The organism is Lelliottia sp. GFLA7 (assembly GCF_056490165.1).
The window spans coordinates 509350-530747 of the sequence record NZ_JBWLAQ010000001.1 but is presented as its reverse complement, the minus strand read 5'-3'; the positions used below and the strand labels follow the sequence as shown (position 1 = coordinate 530747).

The window sequence follows — 21398 nt, the reverse complement described above, 5'->3', positions numbered from 1 at the left end:
ATTGAACCCCGATCACAACATAAGCCATCGTTATGGTCGAGGGCATTTCGTGCCCCGTGTTATACAAATGTAGCAAAAAAGGGTTTTGTTGCTGAAAAGATGAAGATTCTGCGTAGCGCGTTTTGCGCAACAGGAATAGACTGACTCGTTATTCGACAAACGATGCATAAGGTTTTCTATGACACAACAGCCACAAGCCAAATACCGCCACGACTACCGTGCGCCGGAATACCTGATTAGCGATATCGATCTGACTTTTGACCTGGATGCCACAAAAACCGTCGTGACGGCCGTAAGCCAGGTGACCCGCCAAAGCGCGACGGCGGTTCCGCTGCGTCTTGATGGTGAAGATCTGACGCTGGTTTCTGTCCATGTTAATGATGAAGCCTGGTCTGACTATAAAGAAGAAGAGAACCAGCTGGTCCTTAACAATCTGCCAGAGCGTTTCTCGCTGCGCATCGTGACCGAAATTAGCCCGGCAGCAAATACGGCGCTGGAAGGCCTGTATCAGTCGGGCGAAGCACTTTGTACCCAGTGTGAGGCCGAAGGTTTCCGCCATATTACCTGGTATCTGGATCGCCCGGATGTGCTTGCGCGCTTCACCACCAAAATTATTGCCGATAAAACAAAATATCCGTATCTGCTCTCTAACGGTAACCGTATAGGGCAGGGCGAGCTGGAAAATGGCCGTCACTGGACCCAGTGGCAGGACCCGTTCCCAAAACCGTGTTACCTGTTTGCGCTGGTGGCCGGTGATTTCGATGTACTGCGCGATACCTACAAAACGCGCTCTGGCCGCGATGTCGCGCTGGAGCTGTTTGTTGATCGCGGTAATCTGGATCGTGCGCCGTGGGCAATGACCTCACTGATCAATTCAATGAAGTGGGATGAAGAGCGCTTTGGCCTCGAATACGATCTCGACATCTATATGATCGTGGCCGTCGACTTCTTTAATATGGGCGCGATGGAGAACAAAGGTCTTAACGTCTTCAACTCCAAATACGTTCTGGCGCGTACCGACACCGCAACGGATAAAGATTATCTCGATATCGAGCGCGTGATTGGTCATGAATATTTCCATAACTGGACTGGCAACCGCGTGACCTGCCGCGACTGGTTCCAGTTAAGCCTGAAAGAGGGTTTAACGGTTTTCCGCGATCAGGAGTTCAGTTCTGACTTGGGGTCACGCGCTGTTAACCGCATCAGCAACGTGCGCACCATGCGTGGCCTGCAGTTTGCTGAAGACGCAAGCCCAATGGCGCACCCGATTCGTCCGGATAAAGTGATCGAAATGAACAACTTCTACACCCTGACGGTGTATGAAAAGGGTTCTGAAATTATTCGTATGATCCATACGTTGCTGGGCGAAGAGAACTTCCAGAAAGGGATGCAGCTTTACTTTGAGCGTCACGATGGCAGTGCAGCCACCTGCGATGACTTCGTGCAGGCCATGGAAGACGCGTCTAACGTTGACCTGTCGCATTTCCGCCGCTGGTACAGCCAGGCCGGGACGCCGATTGTCACTGTGAAAGACGATTACAATCCAGAAACCGAGCAGTACACGCTGACCATCAGCCAGCGCACGCCGCCGACGGCTGAGCAAGAAGAAAAACATCCGCTGCATATTCCGTTCAGTATCGAGCTTTACGATAACGAAGGAAACGTGATCCCGCTGCAAAAAGGCGGTCATCCGGTGCATCACGTTCTGAACGTCACCCAGGCCGAGCAGACGTTCATCTTTGATAACGTCTACTTCCAGCCGGTTCCGGCACTGCTGTGCGAATTCTCTGCACCGGTTAAGCTGGAATACAAATGGAGCGACCAGCAGTTGACGTTCCTGATGCGTCATGCGCGCAACGATTTCTCTCGTTGGGATGCGGCACAAAGCCTGCTGGCGACCTATATCAAGCTGAACGTGAATCGTCATCAGCAGGGCCAGCCGCTGTCATTGCCGGTGCACGTTGCCGATGCGTTCCGCGCTATTTTGCTTGATGAACACATCGATCCGGCGCTGGCCGCAGAAATTCTGACTCTGCCTTCAGCGAATGAAATCGCTGAGCTGTTCGATATCATCGATCCGATTGCCATCACCGCTGTGCGTGAAGCGCTGACCAGAACGCTTGCGACTGAGCTGGCGGATGAGTTTCTGGCGATTTACACCGCCAACAGGCTAGATGAATATCGCGTCGAACACGCGGATATCGGCAAACGCTCGCTGCGTAATACCTGTCTGCGCTATCTGGCATTTGGTGACACCGAATTCGCCGATGCGTTAGTCAGCAAGCAGTATCACGACGCCGATAACATGACCGATGCGCTGGCCGCGTTGGGTGCCGCCGTTGCCGCCGAGTTGCCATGCCGCGACGCGCTGATGCAAGAGTATGATGACAAATGGCATCAGGACGGTCTGGTGATGGATAAGTGGTTTATTCTGCAATCCACCAGCCCGTCTGCCGATGTGCTGAGCAACGTCCGTAACCTGCTGAAGCACCGCTCCTTTACCATGAGCAACCCAAACCGTGTCCGTTCGCTGATTGGCGCGTTCGCCGGGAGCAACCCGGCGGCGTTCCATGCAGAAGACGGCAGCGGTTATCAGTTTATGGTGGAGATGCTGACTGAGCTCAACAGCCGCAACCCGCAGGTTGCATCGCGTCTGATTGAGCCGCTGATTCGCCTGAAACGCTACGATGCGAAGCGTCAGGAGAAAATGCGAGCAGCGCTGGAGAAGCTAAAAGGGCTGGAGAATTTGTCGGGCGATCTGTTCGAGAAAATCAGCAAAGCACTGGCCTGATGTTAAAAGGCTCGGCGGTACGATAAAAGCAAAACGGCAACCCTGGGTTGCCGTTTTTAATGGTTGTCCTGAGTCCGCAGGACAGGGCATCAGGCATTTGCCTGAATACGCTGTCGTTCTGTTGCTCCCCGCTTCATGACCCGCTCCAGCACTTCTGCTTCCAGTTCTGCCAGCCGGACCGATCCCAGACGACGCGGGCGAGCAATATCAACCGTCACGTCCAGCCCGATTTTCCCGTCTTCGATTAACAATACCCGATCGGCCATCGCCACCGCTTCACTCACGTCATGCGTGACCAGCAGCACGGTAAAACCGTGCGCCTGCCACAGGGATTCAATCAAATCCTGCATCTCGATACGCGTCAGGGCATCAAGGGCACCCAGCGGTTCGTCGAGCAACAGCAAGCCAGGGCGATGAATAAGCGCCCGCGCCAGTGCCACGCGCTGCTTTTGTCCGCCCGAAAGCGCCGCGGGCCATTCGCCTGCGCGATTTTCGAGCCCGACGGATGCCAGCGCTTGCCGCGCCGCGTCTCGCCAGTGGCCTTTTAGCCCCAGCCCGACATTGTCGATAACCGTTTTCCAGGGCAGCAGGCGAGCATCCTGGAACATCATGCGCGTGTCGTCCTGGAGTTCGGCAAGCGGGGTATTTCCGGCCAGCAGTTCTCCGTTGTTGGGCACTTCAAGCCCGGCAAGCAAGCGCAGTAGCGTACTTTTACCTCCGCCGCTGCGCCCGACCACAGCAACAAATTGGCCGGCGGGAATATGCAGATCCAGCGCGTTCAGAATCGTGTTCTCGCCGTAGCGTTTTGTCACGCCGTTGAGCAATAAAGGCGTTCCCTGGGTTAAGCGAGCCGTGTTCATGCGTTTGCCTCCTTCAAGGAATAGGCCGGATTCCAGCGCAGCCAGCTGCGCTCAAGCCACTGAGCGCTGACGTCAGCGAGTTTGCCAAGCAGGGCATAAAGAATGATGGCAACCACCACCACGTCAGTTTGCAGAAATTCACGGGCGTTCATCGCCAGGTAACCAATACCGGAATTGGCAGAGATGGTTTCCGCGACGATCAGCGTCAGCCACATCAGGCCGAGCGCGAAACGTACACCCACCATAATCGACGGCAGGGCACCTGGCAGAATCACATGAATGAACAGAGAAAAGCCCGATAAACCGTAGCTGCGCGCCATCTCCACTAATCCCCGGTCAATGTTGCGGATACCGTGCCAGGTGTTGATATAAATGGGGAACAACGTGCCGAGCGCGACGAGGAAAATCTTGGCGCTCTCATCAATGCCGAACCATAAAATCACCAGCGGGATCAGCGCCAGATGCGGCACGTTACGCAGCATCTGAATCGACGTATCCAGCAAGCGCTCACCCCAGCGAGACAACCCGCTGATCAGGCCAAGCGTCAGCCCAATCGAGCCGCCGATGGAAAACCCAATCGCCGCACGCCAGGAACTGATCGCCAGATGCTGCCACAGTTCACCGCTGGCACTGAGTGACCAGAACGCCTCCACCACGCCCTCGGGCGAGGGTAGAATACGACTCGACAACCAGCCCACAGACGACGCGATTTGCCAGATAATGACAATGCCAACGGGCAAGAACCAGGGCGCCAGACGCAGGAGCCATTTTCGGGATGGATTCGCCATACTGACCTCGTTAGCTCTGTGCCGTTTTGCGGGGAATAAATTCATTCGCCACCGCTTCGCCCTGAACCTGCAGCGGACGCGGCTGCGGAATTTCCGGGATGGCGACGTCCAGATGCGGGAACAGCAGCTCGCCGACGTTATACGCCTCTTCCAGATGCGGATAACCAGACAAAATAAAGCTGTCGATCCCCAGATCGGCATATTCATTGATGCGTGCCGCCACCGTTGGGCCGTCACCCACTAACGCGGTTCCCGCACCACCACGCACCAGGCCAACGCCTGCCCACAGGTTCGGGCTGATTTCGAGATTTTCGCGTTTGCCGTTGTGAAGGGAGGCCATCCGGTGCTGGCCCACTGAATCGGTTTTGGCCAGGGCGGCCTGCGCTTTGGCGATGGTGTCATCATCAAGGTGTGAAATCAGACGATCGGCGGCCTGCCAGGCTTCCTGATTCGTCTCTCGCACAATGACGTGCAGACGGATGCCGAAACGCACTTTACGGCCATGTGCTGCAGCTTTGGCGCGGACCTGTTCAATTTTCTCTTTCACCTGTTCAGGCGGTTCGCCCCAGGTGAGATACAGATCGACCTGTTCCGCCGCCAGATCCTGTGCAACGTCCGACGATCCGCCAAAGTAAAGAGGAGGGCGCGGCTGCTGCACGGGCGGGAAATAGAGTTTCGCATCACGTACGCGAATGTGTTTGCCTTCATAGGTGACGGTGTCGCCCTCAAGCAGACGACGCCAGACGCGGGTGAATTCTGCCGAGGCCTCATAGCGTTCGGTGTGGTCAAGGAAAACGCCGTCTCCCGCGAGTTCCGTCGGGTCGCTGCCGGTGACCAGATTAAACAGCGCACGTCCATTGGAGAGTCGGTCAAGCGTGGCGGCCTGGCGTGCAGCAACGGTGGGTGAAACTACGCTTGGGCGCAGGGCGACCAAAAACTTCAGGCGCTGCGTAACCGGGATCATGGCCGCAGCCACCAGCCAGGCATCTTCGCAGGAGCGGCCAGTGGGGATCAGCACGCCAGTGAATCCGATTCTGTCTGCGGCTTGCGCGATTTGTTGCAGGTAGCCGTAATCGACCGGACGCGCCCCTTCCTCAGTACCAAGATAATGCCCATCACCGTGGGTCGGTAAAAACCAGAACAGATTCAGACTCATGATTTCGATCCTTCTTTGCCAGCGGGTTGCCAGATACGGTCGCGAATATCGATCTTTTTCGGGAGCAGACGGTTTTCATAAAACAGATCCGCGGTTTGTTGCTGTAATACCGCCGTGTGGGCATCAACTGGTTTGATCACGGTGATTGGCCGATGATCCAGATAGCTGGCGATCACCGGTTCGGGCAGGCCCATGGTTTTTGCCAGCAGGGCGATACTCTCCTGACGTTGGCTTTGGGTGAGCGCATCCGCTTCACTGAAGGTATTCAGCACACCTTGAACAAATTCACCGTTCTTTTCGGCATAAGGTCGCGCCGCAAGATAGAACGAACCGGTCTGTTTAAGCGTTTCGCCATCTTTCAGAACGCGAACGCCACCCTGCAACAGAGCCGCAGAATAGTACGGATCCCAAATAGCCCAGGCATCCACGTTATTTTGCTGGAAAGCAGCGCGCGCATCGGCCGGGCTTAAGTAGATCGGCTGAATATCCTTGAACGTCAGGCCCGCCTGTTGCAGCGCACGGAGCAGCAGGTTGTGCGAACTGGAACCTTTCTGGAATGCAACTTTATGGCCTTTAAGATCCGCGACGGTCTTAATCGGACTGTTTTCAGGCACCAGAATGACTTCGGCTTTAGGCTTAGCGGGTTCGACGCCGACGTAGACCAAATCTGCACCCGCGGCTTGGGCGAATATCGGCGGTATATCGCCCGTACTGCCTATATCAATGCTGCCCACATTGAGTGCCTCGAGCATTTGCGGGCCAGCAGGGAATTCAATCCACGAAAACTGGGTCTGAGGATAACGTTTTTCCAGCAGCTGATGACTCTTTGCCAGCACCATGCTGATGCTGCCTTTCTGGTAGCCGATACGTAAACTTTCTGGCGCAGAGTTTGCCGCATGAGCCAGAGCGGAGACGGCCAGCAAACTCGTTAGCCCAAGACGAAAGAGGTATTTAAACATGGGCGACTCCTTTCAGACGGCCAAAGGTCGGGGCTTGAGCATCCCGGCGATGCAATGCCTGCCAGAACGTTTCGAGTGCGCTATCAAGACGCGAATGCAAGTTGGGGGTGAACTGCGGTTTGTGCTGATAATCGATAACCTGAGTATCATCAGCGAACACGCCGTGCAGGATTTCCTGGGCTTTTAACGCATTGAGCACCGGCTTGAGGGCATAATCGACGGCCAGCATATGGGCGACGGTGCCGCCGGTTGCCAGCGGAAGGACGACTTTTCCCTGCAGAGCACGTTCAGGCAGCAGATCGAGAAGCGTCTTTAGCGCGCCGGAAAACGAGGCTTTGTAAATCGGCGTCGCTACAATCAGACCATCAGCCCCCTTCAGTTGTTCAATCAGTGCCTGAAGCGCCGGACTTTCAAACCGGGCATACAACAAATCTTCAGGCTCAAAGTTATGCAGATTCCAGTGACAGACTTCGACATCCCGCGAATTCAGCTGTTCGCGGGCATATTCCAGTAGGGCACTGGAACGTGAGGGAAAACGCGGACTTCCAGCCAACGTGATGACGCGCATGTATGCTCCTTATAACTATTTGTTTGCTTTTATCTAACATTGATAACAATTTTCAGGAGTGTGACATTGCGGGGTTATTCCACTAAATGATTTATCTGGAATTAAAAATCCAGAAATTGCATAAGAAACCGCCAGAAAGGAAAACGATTGCGCAGAAAGACGTTTTTTTGCCTCAGGTCAATTCCCTTTCACGCCGCGATCGCTGATAATCCGTGTCCGGTTTGCACACCGGAATCCAGGAGAGTTCATGTATTACCCCTTCGTACGTAAAGCCCTTTTCCAGCTCGATCCCGAGCGCGCTCATGAATTGACATTCCAGCAGTTACGTCGCATCACAGGCACACCTTTGGAAGCGCTGGTGCGCCAGAAAGTGCAAGAAAAACCTGTTCAATGTATGGGGCTGACGTTTAAGAATCCCCTGGGTCTGGCTGCTGGCCTGGACAAGAACGGCGAGTGTATTGATGCGCTGGGCGCGATGGGATTTGGTTCCATCGAAGTCGGCACGGTCACTCCACGTCCACAAGCGGGTAACGACAAACCGCGACTGTTCCGTCTGATTGAAGCCGAAGGGTTGATCAATCGAATGGGCTTTAATAATCACGGCGTCGATCATCTGATCGAGAACGTAAAAAAAGCGCATTTTGACGGCGTGCTGGGAATTAATATCGGCAAAAATAAAGACACGCCGGTAGAGCACGGTAAAGATGACTATCTGATTTGTATGGAAAAAGTCTATGCTTATGCGGGTTATATTGCGGTGAATATCTCATCGCCAAATACCCCTGGCTTGCGTACGCTGCAATATGGTGAAGCGCTGGACGATCTGTTATCAGCCATTAAAAATAAACAAAATGAACTGCAGGCAATTCACCATAAATATGTTCCGGTCGCGGTAAAGATCGCTCCGGATCTTTCCGTTGAAGAATTGATCCAGGTTGCCGATAGTTTGGTTCGCCATAATATTGATGGTGTTATTGCGACCAATACGACACTCGATCGTTCGCTGGTAAATGGAATGAAACATTGTGATGAAATGGGTGGGTTAAGCGGCCGTCCGGTACAATTAAAAAGCACCGAAATTATTCGCGCATTGTCCGCAGAATTAAAAGGGCGTTTACCGATTATTGGCGTGGGTGGTATCGACTCTGTCATCGCTGCGCGTGAGAAGATGGCTGCGGGTGCGACGCTTGTACAAATCTATTCTGGTTTTATTTTTAAAGGCCCTCAATTGATTAAAGAAATCGTTAATCATATCTAAACTTTTCTCTCTATAAGACAACCAGTGCTTTATTTCCGGCCCTGGTTGTTTTATATTCCGTCATTGTTGCTTATTTAGACATTATGGTCTTCTATTTATTGATGTTATAAGCGAAGCGATAATCAGGACATTTTTAGTACAGGATGTGAGGGACGGGAGAGGAAAATGCGAATTAAACCTGACGATAACTGGCGCTGGTATTTTTGTGAAGAGCACGATCGAATGATGCTCGATTTAGCCAATGGCATGTTATTTCGTTCTCGCTATGCCCGCCGAATGCTGACTCCTGATGCCTTTGCCCCATCGGGCTTTTGTGTTGATGATGCCGCCCTTTATTTCTCGTTTGAAGAGAAGTGCCGCGACTTCGTGCTAACGAAGGAACAGCGTGCCGAACTGGTATTGAACGCGCTGGTGGCTATTCGTTTCCTCAAACCGCAGATGCCGAAAAGCTGGCATTTTCTGGCTCATGGACAGGCGTGGACGCCGGGTACGGGAGATGCAGCGTGCGTGCATCTCAGCGATACGTCGGAAGAGGTAAGTTTGCTGGTGGTCGAGCCTGGCGAAAATGCAGCGCTCTGTTTGCTGGCACAGCCCGGCGTGATCATTGCCGGGCGTACGATGCAGCTGGGTGATGCGATTAAAGTCATGAATGACAGACTCAAACCGCAGCTCCGTGTGGATTCATTTAGCCTGGAACAGGCCGTTTAAAGCTCTAGCTGTAGCGATGTTTTAGGAACACAGCTGCAGCAAAGAATGGTGCCGTCTTCGCCCACCGCTGATTTCTTCAATGCCGTGACTTCACCCTCTATCAGTTTGATACGACAGCAACCGCAAATCCCCGCGCGACACGAGTAAGGAACGCGTATTCCGGCTTGCTCCAGTTGCTCGAGCAAGACTTGCTGATTGTTTCCCTTCACCGTTTGCCCTTGCCACTGAAGGGTCACCGCTGTTGCGGGTTGCACTTCCACTTCTGCCGTTTCTTCATCTGCATCTGCGCCCGCTCCGTAAATTCGACCTGGTCCAGTGGAGAGGATTTCGACTTCATCGCCCACGCGAATAACACCGCTGGAGCGAGGGATCAGGTTCTGACCAAAATCGACATCGCCGTTATCCTGCGCGGTTCGGAATGACTGCAATGTTTTCAGCGGTTCGCCGGAAGGGTGCTTTTGACCTTTCTCTGGGCTGATGGTGGTGAAAATACACCGGCTGCAGGGTTTCACGACATCGAAGATAACGCTGCCAATGCGAATCACTTTCCAGGTATCTTCTTCCCACGCTTGCGCACCGGTCACCACCAGATTTGGGCGAAACTGTTCCATTTGCACACTCGCGGAACAACGATTCTGTAAATCTCGTAGTGAGGCCTCGTTGGTGAGCAGGAAAGGAAAACCGTCAGCAAAGGAAAGCGGAACGGATTCAAAGTGCTGAACGCGGCGCGTCAATTCTGGGCCTACCCAGCGTAACTGTACCGGACGAGAGAAAAAGCCGCTTAGCCAGCGGTTGATCTCTTCGGGGGCAATACGGGCGGTGAAATGATTGCGCCAGACTTCGGTCGGTGCATCAACCGACGAGAAATCATTGAAGCGCACAATGACGCTGGAACCGTCTGGCGCCGTCAGATGTAATCCGTCATGCAGCGGCGCGGGAATGAACCGCACCATTTGCGGAAACTGGCGCGCAGTGATGAACGTCCCGTCAGGCTCTGTGACCATAAAAATGCGATCGAAGGCAAAACCGCTGACGTCTGCGAGTGCATGCGTCAGGCCAATGCCGCGCATTGATTTGACTGGATGAATGAAAAGCCTGGATAACGTCGCCACTGCACACTCCCTTCAATAAAAATAAGCCTTCAACTTTATGACATATCACCCGGATTATCTATATACACTTTATTCGCTGCAGCGCTGTTTTGTTGGCTTGACCACCATGCTGGCGCGAGGCAAATCGATTGAATTTGTGTATAATGCGCAACAATTTTCTATGAGTAATAAGTGACGATATGAATTCTCTGTTTGCCAGTACGGCCCGTGGGCTGGAAGAGCTGTTAAAAACTGAACTGGAAAGCCTTGGCGCACGCGAGTGTCAGGTCGTTCAGGGTGGTGTCCATTTTGAGGGCGACACGCGGCTTATTTACCAGAGCCTGATGTGGAGCCGTCTGGCGTCGCGCATCATGCTGCCTTTGGGTGCGTGCAAAGTCTACAGCGACCTTGACCTGTATCTCGGCGTGCAGGCGACTGACTGGACAGAGATTTTTGCTCCAGGCGCGACCTTTGCTGTGCATTTTAGCGGGCTGAACGACGAAATCCGCAACAGCCAGTACGGTGCGCTGAAAGTGAAAGATGCGATTGTGGATAGCTTCACGCGCAAAAATCTTGAACGCCCGAACGTGGATCGCGAAAACCCGGATCTGCGTATTAACGTGTGGCTGAACAAAGAGACTGCGCACATTTCGCTGGATCTGTGTGGGGAAGGCTTGCATCAGCGCGGCTACCGCGATCGTGCGGGTATTGCTCCGATTAAAGAAAACCTGGCGGCCGCGATTGTTATGCGTTCTGGCTGGCAGCCGGGCACGCCACTGCTGGATCCGATGTGCGGTTCCGGTACGTTGCTGATTGAAGCGGCGATGATGGCAACCGATCGCGCGCCTGGCCTGCACCGCGGGCAGTGGGGCTTTAACGGTTGGGCGCAGCACGACGACGCTATCTGGAAAGAAGTCAAAGCCGAAGCGCAGGTCCGCGCGCGCAAAGGCCTGGCTGATTACGGTTCACGTTTCTACGGCTCAGACAGCGACGCGCGCGTGATTGAACGCGCAGCCAGCAACGCCCGTCGTGCTGGCATTGGTGAGCTGATCTCGTTTGAAGTGAAAGATGTTGCACAACTGACCAATCCGCTGCCAAAAGGCCCGTACGGAACGGTTATCAGCAACCCACCGTATGGTGAGCGTCTCGATAGCGAACCGGCGCTGATTGCGCTGCACAGCCTGCTGGGCCGCTCAATGAAAGATTATTTCGGCGGCTGGAATCTGTCGCTGTTCAGCGGATCTCCGGAACTGCTGAGCTGCCTGCAACTGCGTGCGGAGCGTCAGTTTAAAGCCAAAAACGGCCCGCTGGATTGCGTACAGAAAAACTATCATCTCACGGAGAAAGAGGGCGACAGCAAGCCCTCAACCGTGGCAGAAGACTATGCGAACCGTCTGCGTAAGAATCTGAAGAAATTCGAAAAATGGGCGAAGCAGGAAGGGATCGAATGCTATCGCCTGTACGATGCCGATTTGCCAGAGTACAACGTAGCGGTAGATCGCTACGCTGACTGGATCGTGGTGCAGGAATATGCCGCGCCGAAGACGATCGATGCGCAAAAAGCCCGTCAGCGTCTGCTGGATATTATTGCCGCCACCATTGGTGTTCTGGGCATCGCGCCTAACAAACTGGTGCTCAAAACCCGTGAGCGTCAAAAAGGGACCAATCAGTATCAAAAGATGAGCGATAAAGGCGACTTTATCGAAGTGGGCGAATATAACGCTCGCCTGTGGGTGAACCTCACTGATTATCTGGATACCGGTCTGTTCCTGGATCACCGCATCGCCCGTCGTATGCTGGGCCAGATGAGCAAGGGTAAAGACTTCCTCAACCTGTTCGCCTATACCGGCAGCGCGAGCGTGCACGCTGGTTTGGGTGGCGCGCGCAGCACGACAACGATGGATATGTCACGAACCTATCTTGAATGGGCGGAGCGCAACTTGCGCCTCAACGGCCTGACCGGGCGTCAGCATCGTCTGCTGCAAGCCGATGTGCTGGGCTGGTTGCGTGATACCGACGAGCAGTTCGACCTGATCTTTATCGATCCGCCGACCTTCTCTAACTCCAAGCGTATGGAAGATACGTTTGACGTTCAGCGCGACCACATCCGTCTGATGTCGGACCTGAAACGTCTGCTGCGCAAAGGCGGCACCATCATGTTCTCAAATAACAAACGCGGCTTCCGTATGGACAACGACGGGCTGGCAGCGCTGGGACTGAAAGCACAAGAAATTAGCCAAAAAACACTGTCTCAGGACTTTGCCCGTAACCGTCAAATTCACAACTGCTGGTTGATTACCGCGGTCTGAAAGGAAATATAAATGTCATTAATTAGTATGCACGGCGCCTGGCTGTCCTTTAGCGATGCGCCCCTCCTCGATGATACAGAACTGCACATCGAAGATAACGAACGCGTCTGTCTGGTTGGCCGTAACGGCGCAGGCAAGTCTACGCTGATGAAAATTCTGAACCGCGAACAGGGTCTGGATGACGGACGTATTGTTTACGAACAAGATCTGATTGTTTCGCGTTTGCAGCAAGACCCACCACGCAACGTCGCGGGCACTGTTTATGATTTTGTTGCCGAGGGCATCTCAGAACAGGCCGAATACCTGAAGGGCTATCACGAGATCTCTCATCTGGTAATGACCGATCCGAGTGAAAAAAACCTTAACGAAATGGCGCGTCTGCAGGACCTGCTTGATCACCACGGTTTGTGGCAGCTCGAAAGTCGCATCACTGAAGTTCTGGATCAGTTAGGTCTGGAAGCGGACATGGAGCTGGCGTCGCTTTCAGGCGGCTGGCTGCGTAAAGCGGCGCTCGGGCGTGCGCTGGTCAGCGGCCCGAAAGTGCTGCTGCTTGATGAGCCAACCAACCACCTGGATATTGAAGCGATTGACTGGCTGGAAGGGTTCCTGAAAACCTTCAATGGCACCATTATCTTCATTTCGCATGACCGCTCGTTTATTCGCAATATGGCGACGCGCATTGTCGATTTGGACCGCGGCAAGCTGGTGACATATCCAGGAAGTTACGACACTTATCTGCTGGAAAAAGAAGAAAACCTGCGCGTCGAAGAGCTGCAGAACGCCGAGTTTGATCGCAAACTGGCGCAGGAAGAAGTCTGGATCCGTCAGGGCATCAAAGCCCGTCGTACCCGTAACGAAGGCCGCGTGCGCGCACTGAAAGCGATGCGTAACGAACGTAGCGAGCGCCGCGAAGTGATGGGCACGGCGAAAATGCAGGTCGAAGAAGCGTCCCGATCCGGCAAAATCGTCTTCGAAATGGAAAACGTTAATTATCAGATTGATGGCAAAGTGCTGGTGAATGACTTCTCCGCACAGGTTCAGCGTGGCGATAAAATCGCGCTGATTGGCCCGAACGGTTGCGGTAAAACAACGTTGCTAAAATTGATGTTGAGCCAGTTGCAAGCTGACAGCGGACGTGTGCATTGCGGAACCAAGCTGGAAGTCGCGTATTTCGATCAGCACCGTGCGGAGCTGGATCCCGACAGAACAGTGATGGACAACCTGGCGGAAGGTAAGCAGGAAGTGATGGTGAACGGTAAACCCCGTCACGTTCTGGGCTATCTACAGGACTTCTTGTTCCATCCTAAACGTGCGATGACGCCGGTGCGAGCGTTGTCAGGTGGAGAGCGTAACCGACTTCTGCTGGCGCGTCTGTTCCTGAAACCAAGTAACCTGTTGATTCTCGATGAACCGACAAACGACCTGGATGTTGAAACGCTGGAGTTGCTCGAAGAGCTGATCGACGGCTATCAGGGTACCGTTATGCTGGTGAGCCACGATCGTCAGTTTGTTGATAACACCGTGACCGAGTGCTGGATTTTCGAAGGTGAAGGGCACATCGGTCGTTATGTCGGCGGGTATCACGATGCACGTGGACAGCAGTCACAGTCGCGGACGATAAAACAAGCAAAAGCTAATATTGGATCGGAAAGCGCTGTCGCGAAAACCGAAACTGTCAAAAAATCGACGGCCAAAATGAGCTATAACCTGCAGCGTGAGCTCGATGTTTTGCCGCAGCGCCTCGAAGAGCTGGAAGGTAATCTGGAAACTCTGCAGGCTCTGGTTGCTGATGCATCCTTCTTTAGCCAACCGCACGACTATACTCAGAAAATATTGGCAGATCTTTCCCAGGCTGAAAAGGCGCTGGAGGAAGCATTCGAGCGCTGGGAGTACCTTGAGGCTCTGAAAAACGGCGCATAACCAGGGATAAACTATGTGTGATCAGCACCATGCCGACCGGCATATTTTATGCTCGCAATGCGATATGCTCGTGGCGCTGCCTGATATGGGTCGCGGACATAAGGCGGCATGCCCACGCTGTGGGGCAACGCTGACAACGGAGTGGGACGCGCCAAGGCAGCGTCCCACTGCTTACGCACTTGCTGCGTTGTTTATGCTTTTACTCTCGAACCTTTTTCCTTTCATTTATATGAAAGTCGGCGGTATGACCAGCGAAGTGGATCTGCTGGAAATCCCTGGCGTGATGTTTTCGGAAGATTACGCCAGTCTTGGCACCTTCTTCCTTCTGTTTGTTCAAATTGTGCCCGCGTTTTGTCTCACTGTGATTTTGCTGCTGGTCAATCGCGTGCGGATGCCGATAAAGCTTAAAATCACGCTCGCCCGAATCCTGTTCCAGCTCAAAAGCTGGGGAATGGCGGAGATTTTCCTCGCCGGTATTCTGGTGAGTTTCGTCAAGCTAATGGCGTATGGTGACGTGGGGATCGGCAGCAGTTTTATTCCCTGGTGTCTTTACTGCGTACTGCAGCTTCGGGCTTTTCAGTGTGTTGACCGCCGCTGGGCCTGGGATGATATCGCCCCCGCGCCCACGTTAGCGCAAACAGTGAAAGTGGGGGTTCCCGGTATTCGTCAGGGATTACGCTCATGTTCATGCTGTACTGCGGTGCTGCCAGTCGATCTTGAAGAATGTCCCCGCTGCGGGACCAAAGGGCATGCCCGGCGTAAAAATAGCCTTCAGTGGACGTTAGCGTTGCTGGTGACGTCTATCATGCTTTATCTGCCCGCCAATATTTTGCCTATCATGATTACAGATTTGCTGGGCGACAAAATGCCGTCGACAATCCTCGCCGGTGTGGTGTTGCTGTGGGGCGAAGGATCGTATCCCGTGGCGATGGTGATTTTTATCGCCAGTATCATGGTGCCGACGTTGAAAATGATCGCGATCGCGTGGCTGTGTTGGGATGCTAACGGCCACGGTAAACGCGACAGTGAACGAATGCATTTGATTTACGAAGTTGTCGAGTTTGTGGGCCGCTGGTCAATGATCGACGTGTTTGTGATTGCCGTTCTCTCTGCGCTGGTGCGCATGGGCGGACTGATGAGTATTTATCCCGCTATGGGTGCGCTGATGTTTGCGTTGGTTGTTGTGATGACGATGTTTGCGGCCATGACCTTCGACCCTCGTTTATCGTGGGATCGTGAGCCAGAGTCAAGCCATGAGGAAGAGTGAGAGCATGGAAAATAAGAGTGGAGAGGCGAAAGTTCAGAAGGTCAAAAACTGGTCGCCAGTGTGGATCTTCCCCATCGTGACGGCGCTGATCGGGGCCTGGATCCTGTTTTATCATTACAGTCATCAGGGGCCAGAAGTGACGCTTATCACCACCAACGCTGAAGGCATTGAGGGCGGGAAAACCACCATCAAGAGCCGTAGCGTAGATGTGGGCGTCGTGGAGAGCGCAACGCTGACTGACGATTTAACGCATGTTGAAATTAAGGCTCGCCTGAACGCCGGCATGGAAAAGCTGCTGCACAGCGATTCCGTATTCTGGGTGGTTAAACCGCAAGTAGGCCGTGAAGGGATTAGCGGTCTGGGAACGTTACTGTCGGGGGCATATATTGAGCTGCAACCGGGATCGAAAGGAAACCAGCCTGGCCGGTATGATTTGCTTGATGCACCGCCGCTGGCCCCGCCTGATGCGAAAGGTATCCGGGTGATTCTGGACAGTAAAAAAGCGGGGCAGCTAAGCCCTGGCGATCCGGTATTGTTCCGCGGATACCGTGTGGGTTCAGTCGAAACCAGTACGTTCGATCCGCAAAAACGCACCATCAGCTATCAGCTATTTATTAACGCGCCAAACGATCGTCTGGTGACCAGCAATGTTCGTTTCTGGAAAGACAGCGGTATTGCGGTGGATCTGACGTCGGCGGGGATGCGTGTCGAAATGGGCTCGTTAACCACGCTGTTCGGTGGCGGTGTGAGTTTTGATGTTCCGGAAGGCATGGAGCTTGGTCAGCCGGTAGCGGCAAAAACGCCGTTCAGACTCTTCGACGATCAGAAAAGCATTCAGGATGCGCTTTATACCGATCATATTGATTACCTGATGTTCTTCAAAGATTCCGTTCGCGGTTTGCAGCCTGGCGCACCGGTCGAATTCCGTGGCATCCGTCTGGGTACCGTCGGCCAGGTCCCGTATTTCGTCCCTGGTCTGCGTCAGTCTCTTGATGATGATTATCGAATTCCCGTGCTGATTCGTATCGAACCGGAGCGTTTACTGAATCAAATAGGCGAAGCGAAAGATATCAGTGGGCATATTAATGACCTCATGAACCGTGGTCTGCGTGGCTCGCTGAAAACCGGTAATCTGGTTACAGGCGCGCTATACGTTGATATGGACTTCTATCCGAAAGCGCCTGCGATGACGGGTGTGCGCGAGTTTGGTGGTTACAAGATTATTCCGACGGTGAGCAGTGGTCTGGCACAAATCCAGCAACGCCTGATGGAAACGCTTGATAAGATTAATAATCTGCCGCTAAATCCGATGCTTGAGCAAGCGACAAACAGCCTGGCGGAAAGCCAGGCGACGATGCGTCGTTTGCAAACCACGCTGGATAATATCAATAAGATCACCGCGAATCAGTCGATGCAGCAGCTTCCACAGGACATGCAGAAAACGTTGCGCGAGCTTAATCGCAGTATGCAGGGCTTCCAGCCTGGCTCAGCGGCTTACAATAAAATGGTGGCGGACATGCAGCGCCTGGATCAGGTCTTACGTGAACTGCAGCCTGTATTGAAAACGCTGAATGAGAAGAGTAACGCGCTGGTATTTGAAGCGAAGGACAAAAAAGATCCTGAGCCGAAGAGGGCAAAATAATGAAAAAGTGGCTATTCATCGTTGGCGTCATGGTTTTAACGGCCTGTAGCTCAGGAAGTGATAATAAAAGTTACTACCAGCTGCCACTCGCCGCGCAAACGGGCGGGCAAACAAGTACTTCTCAGGGCAACCGTCTGCTGTGGGTTGAGCAAGTTGTGATTCCTGATTCACTCGCTGGCAACGGCGTGGTGTATCAGACCAGCGACGTGCAATACGTGATTGCGAATAATAATTTATGGGCGAGCCCGTTGGATCAGCAGCTACGCAATACGCTGGTGGCGAATCTGAACAGTCAGTTGCCGGGTTGGATAGTGGCTTCTCAGCCGCTGGGTAGCGATCAGGATACGCTCAACGTCACCGTAACGGGCTTCCATGGCCGTTATGATGGGAAGGTTATCATTAGCGGAGAATGGCTTCTGAATCGCCAGGGGCAGCTGATTAAGCGTCCGTTCCATCTTGAGCTGAAACAGCAGCAAGACGGATACGACGAGATGGTCAAGATGCTGGCGCAAGGTTGGGTCCAGGAGTCGGCGAGTATAGCGAAAGAAATTTCTCGCCTGCCATAAGTAAAATTCATTACCTAAAGCCGCAATTCGCGTTTCGCTGATTGCGGCTTTTTTTCGTTTTCATTTCAGGCTGATACTTGTGCGGCGTCACAATTTTTGTACAAATGATATTCCATGTAGCTCACAAATATGACACTGGCGTGAATTTTGCGCATTGACGCAGGGAGGGATTCAGGTTATTCGTTTACTGTGCTTGCGTATTTTGCAGCCACTGTTTTCTTTCCACCAGACCAAAGAATGAGGGAAACGAGGCATGAAGAGACAGAAACGAGATCGCCTGGAACGGGCGCACCAACGTGGATACCAGGCTGGAATCGCCGGACGCTCAAAAGAAATGTGTCCTTACCAAACGTTAAATCAACGTTCTTACTGGTTAGGGGGCTGGCGAGAAGCCATTGGGGATAGGGTTCTACTTGCGTGACACGTCTCTTTAGAAACAGAAACCTCCGCATCGCGGAGGTTTCGCCTTTATGCTCTTGTCATAGCAGCAATCAGAACGCAGAAGTGTCCTGGAACAGGCCGACTTTCAGATCGTTTGCGGTATAAATCACGCGACCATCTACCAGCACTTCACCATCCGCCAGACCCATCACCAGACGACGGTTCACAATGCGCTTGAAGTGGATTCGGTAGGTGACTTTTTTCGCAGACGGCAGAACCTGACCGGTGAATTTCACCTCGCCTACGCCCAGTGCGCGGCCTTTGCCTTCGCCACCCAGCCAGCCCAGATAAAAACCAACCAACTGCCACATTGCATCCAGGCCTAAACAGCCAGGCATGACCGGATCGCCGATAAAGTGGCAACCGAAGAACCACAGTTCTGGGTTGATATCGAGTTCCGCTTCAACGTAACCCTTGTCAAAGTTGCCGCCGGTTTCGGTCATTTTCACGACACGGTCCATCATCAGCATGCTTGGAGCAGGTAACTGCGGGCCTTTAGCACCAAACAGTTCACCACGACCAGAGGCAAGAAGATCTTCTTTTGTATAGGATTCGCGTTTATCTACCATGTTCTCAGTAAGCCTTATTTTAGTGAAGCACGCAGGATAGCTAACACGTGTACGCTGAACAAGTCCGATCAGTTGGGACTAAACCAGCTCAACCAGCGTAACGGCCACGGATAACGATGACGAGCATCCTGTTGCATTGCCTGAGCAATACGTTCCTGGATAGCCTGCATCAGCGTTGTTTGACCTTCTGCATCCCAGACCAGATTGGTCAGTAAGGGTAGCGCATCTGTAATATCGTCAATGGCCCAGATAGAAAATTGTCCAGCCTCAACTGCGTCAAGTACGCCCTGACTCAGACTCAGATGGCGAGCGTTTGGCGCAGGGATAATGACTCCTTGCTTGCCGCTAAACTCACGTTGCTGGCAAATATTGAAGAAACCTTCAATTTTCTCGTTCAGCCCGCCAACGGGTTGAGCGCGGCCAAACTGATCGACTGAACCGGTGATAGCGATGCTCTGGTTAATCGGGACATCGGCAAGGGCACTGATTAACGCACACAGCTCAGCCATCGAAGCACTGTCCCCGTCGACTTCGCCATAGGACTGCTCAAACGTCAGTGAGGCGGAGAAGGGGATTTGCTGTTCAAGTTGAAGTTCTGACATCAGGAACGCTTGCATAATCATCATGCCCTTAGCATGAATATTCCCGCCTAGCTCAGCTTTACGTTCGACGTCAGTAAACTCACCATCGCCAATGTGTACGACGCAACTGATGCGCGAGGGTTCGCCAAAGGCACGCGGATGTCCGGGGAACTCAACGACTGACAACGCGTTAATCTGGCCTACTCGTTCGCCTTCGGTTTCGACCAGGATTTGCTCAAACAGGATTTCATCCTGCATACGATCGGCAAGATACCCTTCTCGCCATTCACGCTGCGCCAGCATCTGCGAGAACTGTTCGCCCGTAAACGATTCCTGCCCACAGATAACGCCCACTTCGCGTAATTGCTTTCCAATCCACAGAGGGCATAGCGGGAGCGTTTCCTGGTCACCCGTGTAGCGCGTGGCCTCACGAATTAAACTCGGCCATGCATCTTCCGCTGGTATTGGCAATTCGTAACGCTCAGCCATGGCCATCACCCACTGACCCCATTGCGACATATCGTCGGCATCGGCAATCTGGATGTTATCTTCAAATTCGGAATAGACAGCCTGTTCGGCTAATTCCGGCTCCATTTCCTGGAAATCAGCCAGCGACTCGCGATCGCCAGTCAAAATCACTTTTAACGAAACGGGCATCGAAGGCACGGAAACTGGCAATGGGCGCGATTCGTCATAGGAGAGCCAGTCGAAACGCTGATGAGTCACAATTGTCTTCAGACGCATCCACAGCAGCGGTTGTGCCATAAGCGTGCGCAGCGAGATAATCAGGACACCACCGTTGGCTTTATGCACCAGCCCCGGTTGTAAGCTCAACTCGCCGTTAAAATGACGCAGGCAGCCAAAGAGTTGTTCAGCTTCAGCCCACTCGGCCGTTATGACTTCGCCCATGGCGGCGAAGTCATCTTCAGCGTGTGCGGCTGGCTCGAAAGTAACATCACGTCCCGCGATACGGTATTGGCCGCCATATACAGTGCTTTCTTCAGGCCGCAACTCACGCGCAGCATCGGCAATCAGCGCCAAATACTCAGCTTCTTCAGGAGCCTTCAGCAGCATGAAAGGGGAGGTTGTCCATGGACTTAACACCTGCTCAAGCGCGTAGTGCAAACGCGGTTGCGTATCGCTAAGTATGAAGTCGTGCTCTTTTGCGAGGTTTGGCTGTGTAAATAGCGTCTGATAGCTTTCGGTATCAGGAACTAAATCACGCCATGCTAGTTTCGTAATGGTCAAAGTTGATGTTTTTTAGTTAGATGTAAAACCGTGGAGTATACCGTAAGCATCGGTCTCTGCCCAACCGGGATTAGGTAAATCAGGCAGCGAAAGCGGCGTAACAGCTCACAGGATATGATTTCTTTTCAGCAGATTGTCAAAAAACTGATATTCTGAACAGAGTTACGAGGTAACACTGAGATCGCAATGAAATATCAACAACTGGAAAATCTCGAAAGCGGCTGGAAATGGAAGTACCTGGTCAAAAAGCACCGTGAAGGGGAGCTGATCACCTGCTACATCGAAGCCAGTGCTGCAAAAGAAGCGGTGGATTTATTACTGACACTCGAAAACGAACCGGTGCATGTTAATAGCTGGATAGAGAAGCATATCAACCCAGCATTACTGAACCGTATGAAACAGACCATCCGCGCTCGCCGCAAACGGCACTTTAACGCTGAGCATCAGCACACTCGCAAGAAATCAATCGATCTTGAGTTCATGGTCTGGCAACGATTAGCGGGGCTTGCTCAACGGCGGGGTAAAACGCTTTCTGAAACGGTCGTACAGTTGATTGAAGATGCGGAGCACAAAGAGAAATATGCCAACCAGATGTCTACGCTGAAAAACGATCTTCAGGCGATGCTGGGAAAAAAAGAGTGAACCACGTTTCTTCAGATAATAAAAAACCCCGCAT

Annotated in this window: 18 protein-coding genes; 10 read left to right on the top strand and 8 right to left on the bottom strand. The window is 53.0% G+C overall.

Annotated elements, in window-relative coordinates; all coding sequences use genetic code 11:
- Positions 1-178: 178 nt before the first annotated feature.
- Positions 179-2791, top strand: a complete 2613-nt coding sequence (gene pepN, locus AC07RN_RS02685) for an aminopeptidase N (protein ID WP_478335503.1) — start codon at positions 179-181, stop codon at positions 2789-2791.
- Between the two features lie 89 nt (positions 2792-2880).
- On the opposite strand, the gene ssuB is transcribed toward pepN, so the two are convergent.
- The 5 genes from ssuB to ssuE are packed head-to-tail and all read right to left on the bottom strand — an operon-like array spanning position 2881 to position 7122.
- A complete protein-coding gene (ssuB, locus tag AC07RN_RS02680) occupies positions 2881-3651 on the bottom strand; it encodes an aliphatic sulfonates ABC transporter ATP-binding protein (protein ID WP_478335502.1) in 771 nt (256 codons plus the stop codon).
- Entirely contained in the window at positions 3648-4439 is a 792-nt protein-coding gene (ssuC, locus tag AC07RN_RS02675; RefSeq protein ID WP_012016850.1) for an aliphatic sulfonate ABC transporter permease SsuC, read from the bottom strand. Before ssuC ends, ssuB begins: the two co-directional genes overlap by 4 nt.
- Positions 4440-4449: 10 nt before the next feature.
- Positions 4450-5595: an FMNH2-dependent alkanesulfonate monooxygenase gene (gene ssuD / locus AC07RN_RS02670; protein ID WP_012016851.1), complete on the bottom strand. Its 1146-nt coding sequence runs from the start codon at positions 5593-5595 to the stop codon at positions 4450-4452.
- A complete protein-coding gene (locus tag AC07RN_RS02665; protein WP_478335501.1) occupies positions 5592-6554 on the bottom strand; it encodes an aliphatic sulfonate ABC transporter substrate-binding protein in 963 nt (320 codons plus the stop codon). The genes ssuD and AC07RN_RS02665 overlap by 4 nt, the downstream gene beginning before the upstream one ends.
- A complete protein-coding gene (gene ssuE, locus AC07RN_RS02660) occupies positions 6547-7122 on the bottom strand; it encodes an NADPH-dependent FMN reductase (RefSeq protein WP_478335500.1) in 576 nt (191 codons plus the stop codon). The genes AC07RN_RS02665 and ssuE overlap by 8 nt, the downstream gene beginning before the upstream one ends.
- A gap of 247 nt (positions 7123-7369) precedes the next feature.
- Between ssuE and pyrD the strand changes: the two genes are divergently transcribed.
- Complete coding sequence (pyrD, locus tag AC07RN_RS02655; RefSeq protein WP_478335499.1) at positions 7370-8380, top strand: quinone-dependent dihydroorotate dehydrogenase; 1011 nt, start codon at positions 7370-7372, stop codon at positions 8378-8380.
- Between the two features lie 165 nt (positions 8381-8545).
- Positions 8546-9088 (top strand): cell division protein ZapC, encoded by a 543-nt coding sequence (zapC, locus tag AC07RN_RS02650; protein ID WP_012016855.1) that lies wholly within the window; start codon positions 8546-8548, stop codon positions 9086-9088.
- Here the strand turns inward: zapC and AC07RN_RS02645 are convergent.
- Positions 9085-10200, bottom strand: a complete 1116-nt coding sequence (locus tag AC07RN_RS02645; RefSeq protein WP_012016856.1) for a YcbX family protein — start codon at positions 10198-10200, stop codon at positions 9085-9087. The two genes, zapC and AC07RN_RS02645, sit on opposite strands and share 4 nt — an antisense overlap.
- A gap of 179 nt (positions 10201-10379) precedes the next feature.
- Here AC07RN_RS02645 and rlmKL point away from each other — a divergent pair, with 179 nt between their 5' ends.
- The 6 genes from rlmKL (at position 10380) to rmf (ending at position 18304) form a co-directional block, all read left to right on the top strand.
- Entirely contained in the window at positions 10380-12488 is a 2109-nt protein-coding gene (rlmKL, locus tag AC07RN_RS02640) for a bifunctional 23S rRNA (guanine(2069)-N(7))-methyltransferase RlmK/23S rRNA (guanine(2445)-N(2))-methyltransferase RlmL (RefSeq protein WP_012016857.1), read from the top strand.
- Positions 12489-12500: 12 nt separating this feature from the next.
- Positions 12501-14408, top strand: coding sequence for an ABC transporter ATP-binding protein (locus AC07RN_RS02635; protein WP_012016858.1), 1908 nt, complete (start codon positions 12501-12503; stop codon positions 14406-14408).
- Between the two features lie 13 nt (positions 14409-14421).
- Positions 14422-15675: a membrane integrity-associated transporter subunit PqiA gene (pqiA, locus tag AC07RN_RS02630; RefSeq protein ID WP_478335498.1), complete on the top strand. Its 1254-nt coding sequence runs from the start codon at positions 14422-14424 to the stop codon at positions 15673-15675.
- Positions 15676-15679: 4 nt separating this feature from the next.
- Positions 15680-17317 (top strand): intermembrane transport protein PqiB, encoded by a 1638-nt coding sequence (pqiB, locus tag AC07RN_RS02625; RefSeq protein WP_478335497.1) that lies wholly within the window; start codon positions 15680-15682, stop codon positions 17315-17317.
- On the top strand, positions 17317-17883 hold the full coding sequence (gene pqiC, locus AC07RN_RS02620) for a membrane integrity-associated transporter subunit PqiC (RefSeq protein WP_478335496.1): 567 nt from the start codon (positions 17317-17319) through the stop codon (positions 17881-17883). Before pqiB ends, pqiC begins: the two co-directional genes overlap by 1 nt.
- Positions 17884-18136: 253 nt before the next feature.
- A complete protein-coding gene (gene rmf, locus AC07RN_RS02615) occupies positions 18137-18304 on the top strand; it encodes a ribosome modulation factor (protein WP_012016862.1) in 168 nt (55 codons plus the stop codon).
- A 70-nt stretch (positions 18305-18374) separates the two neighbouring features.
- On the opposite strand, the gene fabA is transcribed toward rmf, so the two are convergent.
- Positions 18375-18893, bottom strand: coding sequence for a bifunctional 3-hydroxydecanoyl-ACP dehydratase/trans-2-decenoyl-ACP isomerase (gene fabA, locus AC07RN_RS02610; RefSeq protein WP_012016863.1), 519 nt, complete (start codon positions 18891-18893; stop codon positions 18375-18377).
- A 68-nt stretch (positions 18894-18961) separates the two neighbouring features.
- Entirely contained in the window at positions 18962-20722 is a 1761-nt protein-coding gene (locus AC07RN_RS02605) for an AAA family ATPase (protein WP_478335495.1), read from the bottom strand.
- A gap of 186 nt (positions 20723-20908) precedes the next feature.
- On the opposite strand from AC07RN_RS02605, the gene matP reads away from it, so the two are divergent.
- The gene (gene matP, locus AC07RN_RS02600; protein WP_012016865.1) at positions 20909-21364 is read left to right on the top strand and encodes a macrodomain Ter protein MatP; all 456 of its coding nucleotides are present in this window, start codon (positions 20909-20911) and stop codon (positions 21362-21364) included.
- Positions 21365-21398 lie beyond the last annotated feature (34 nt).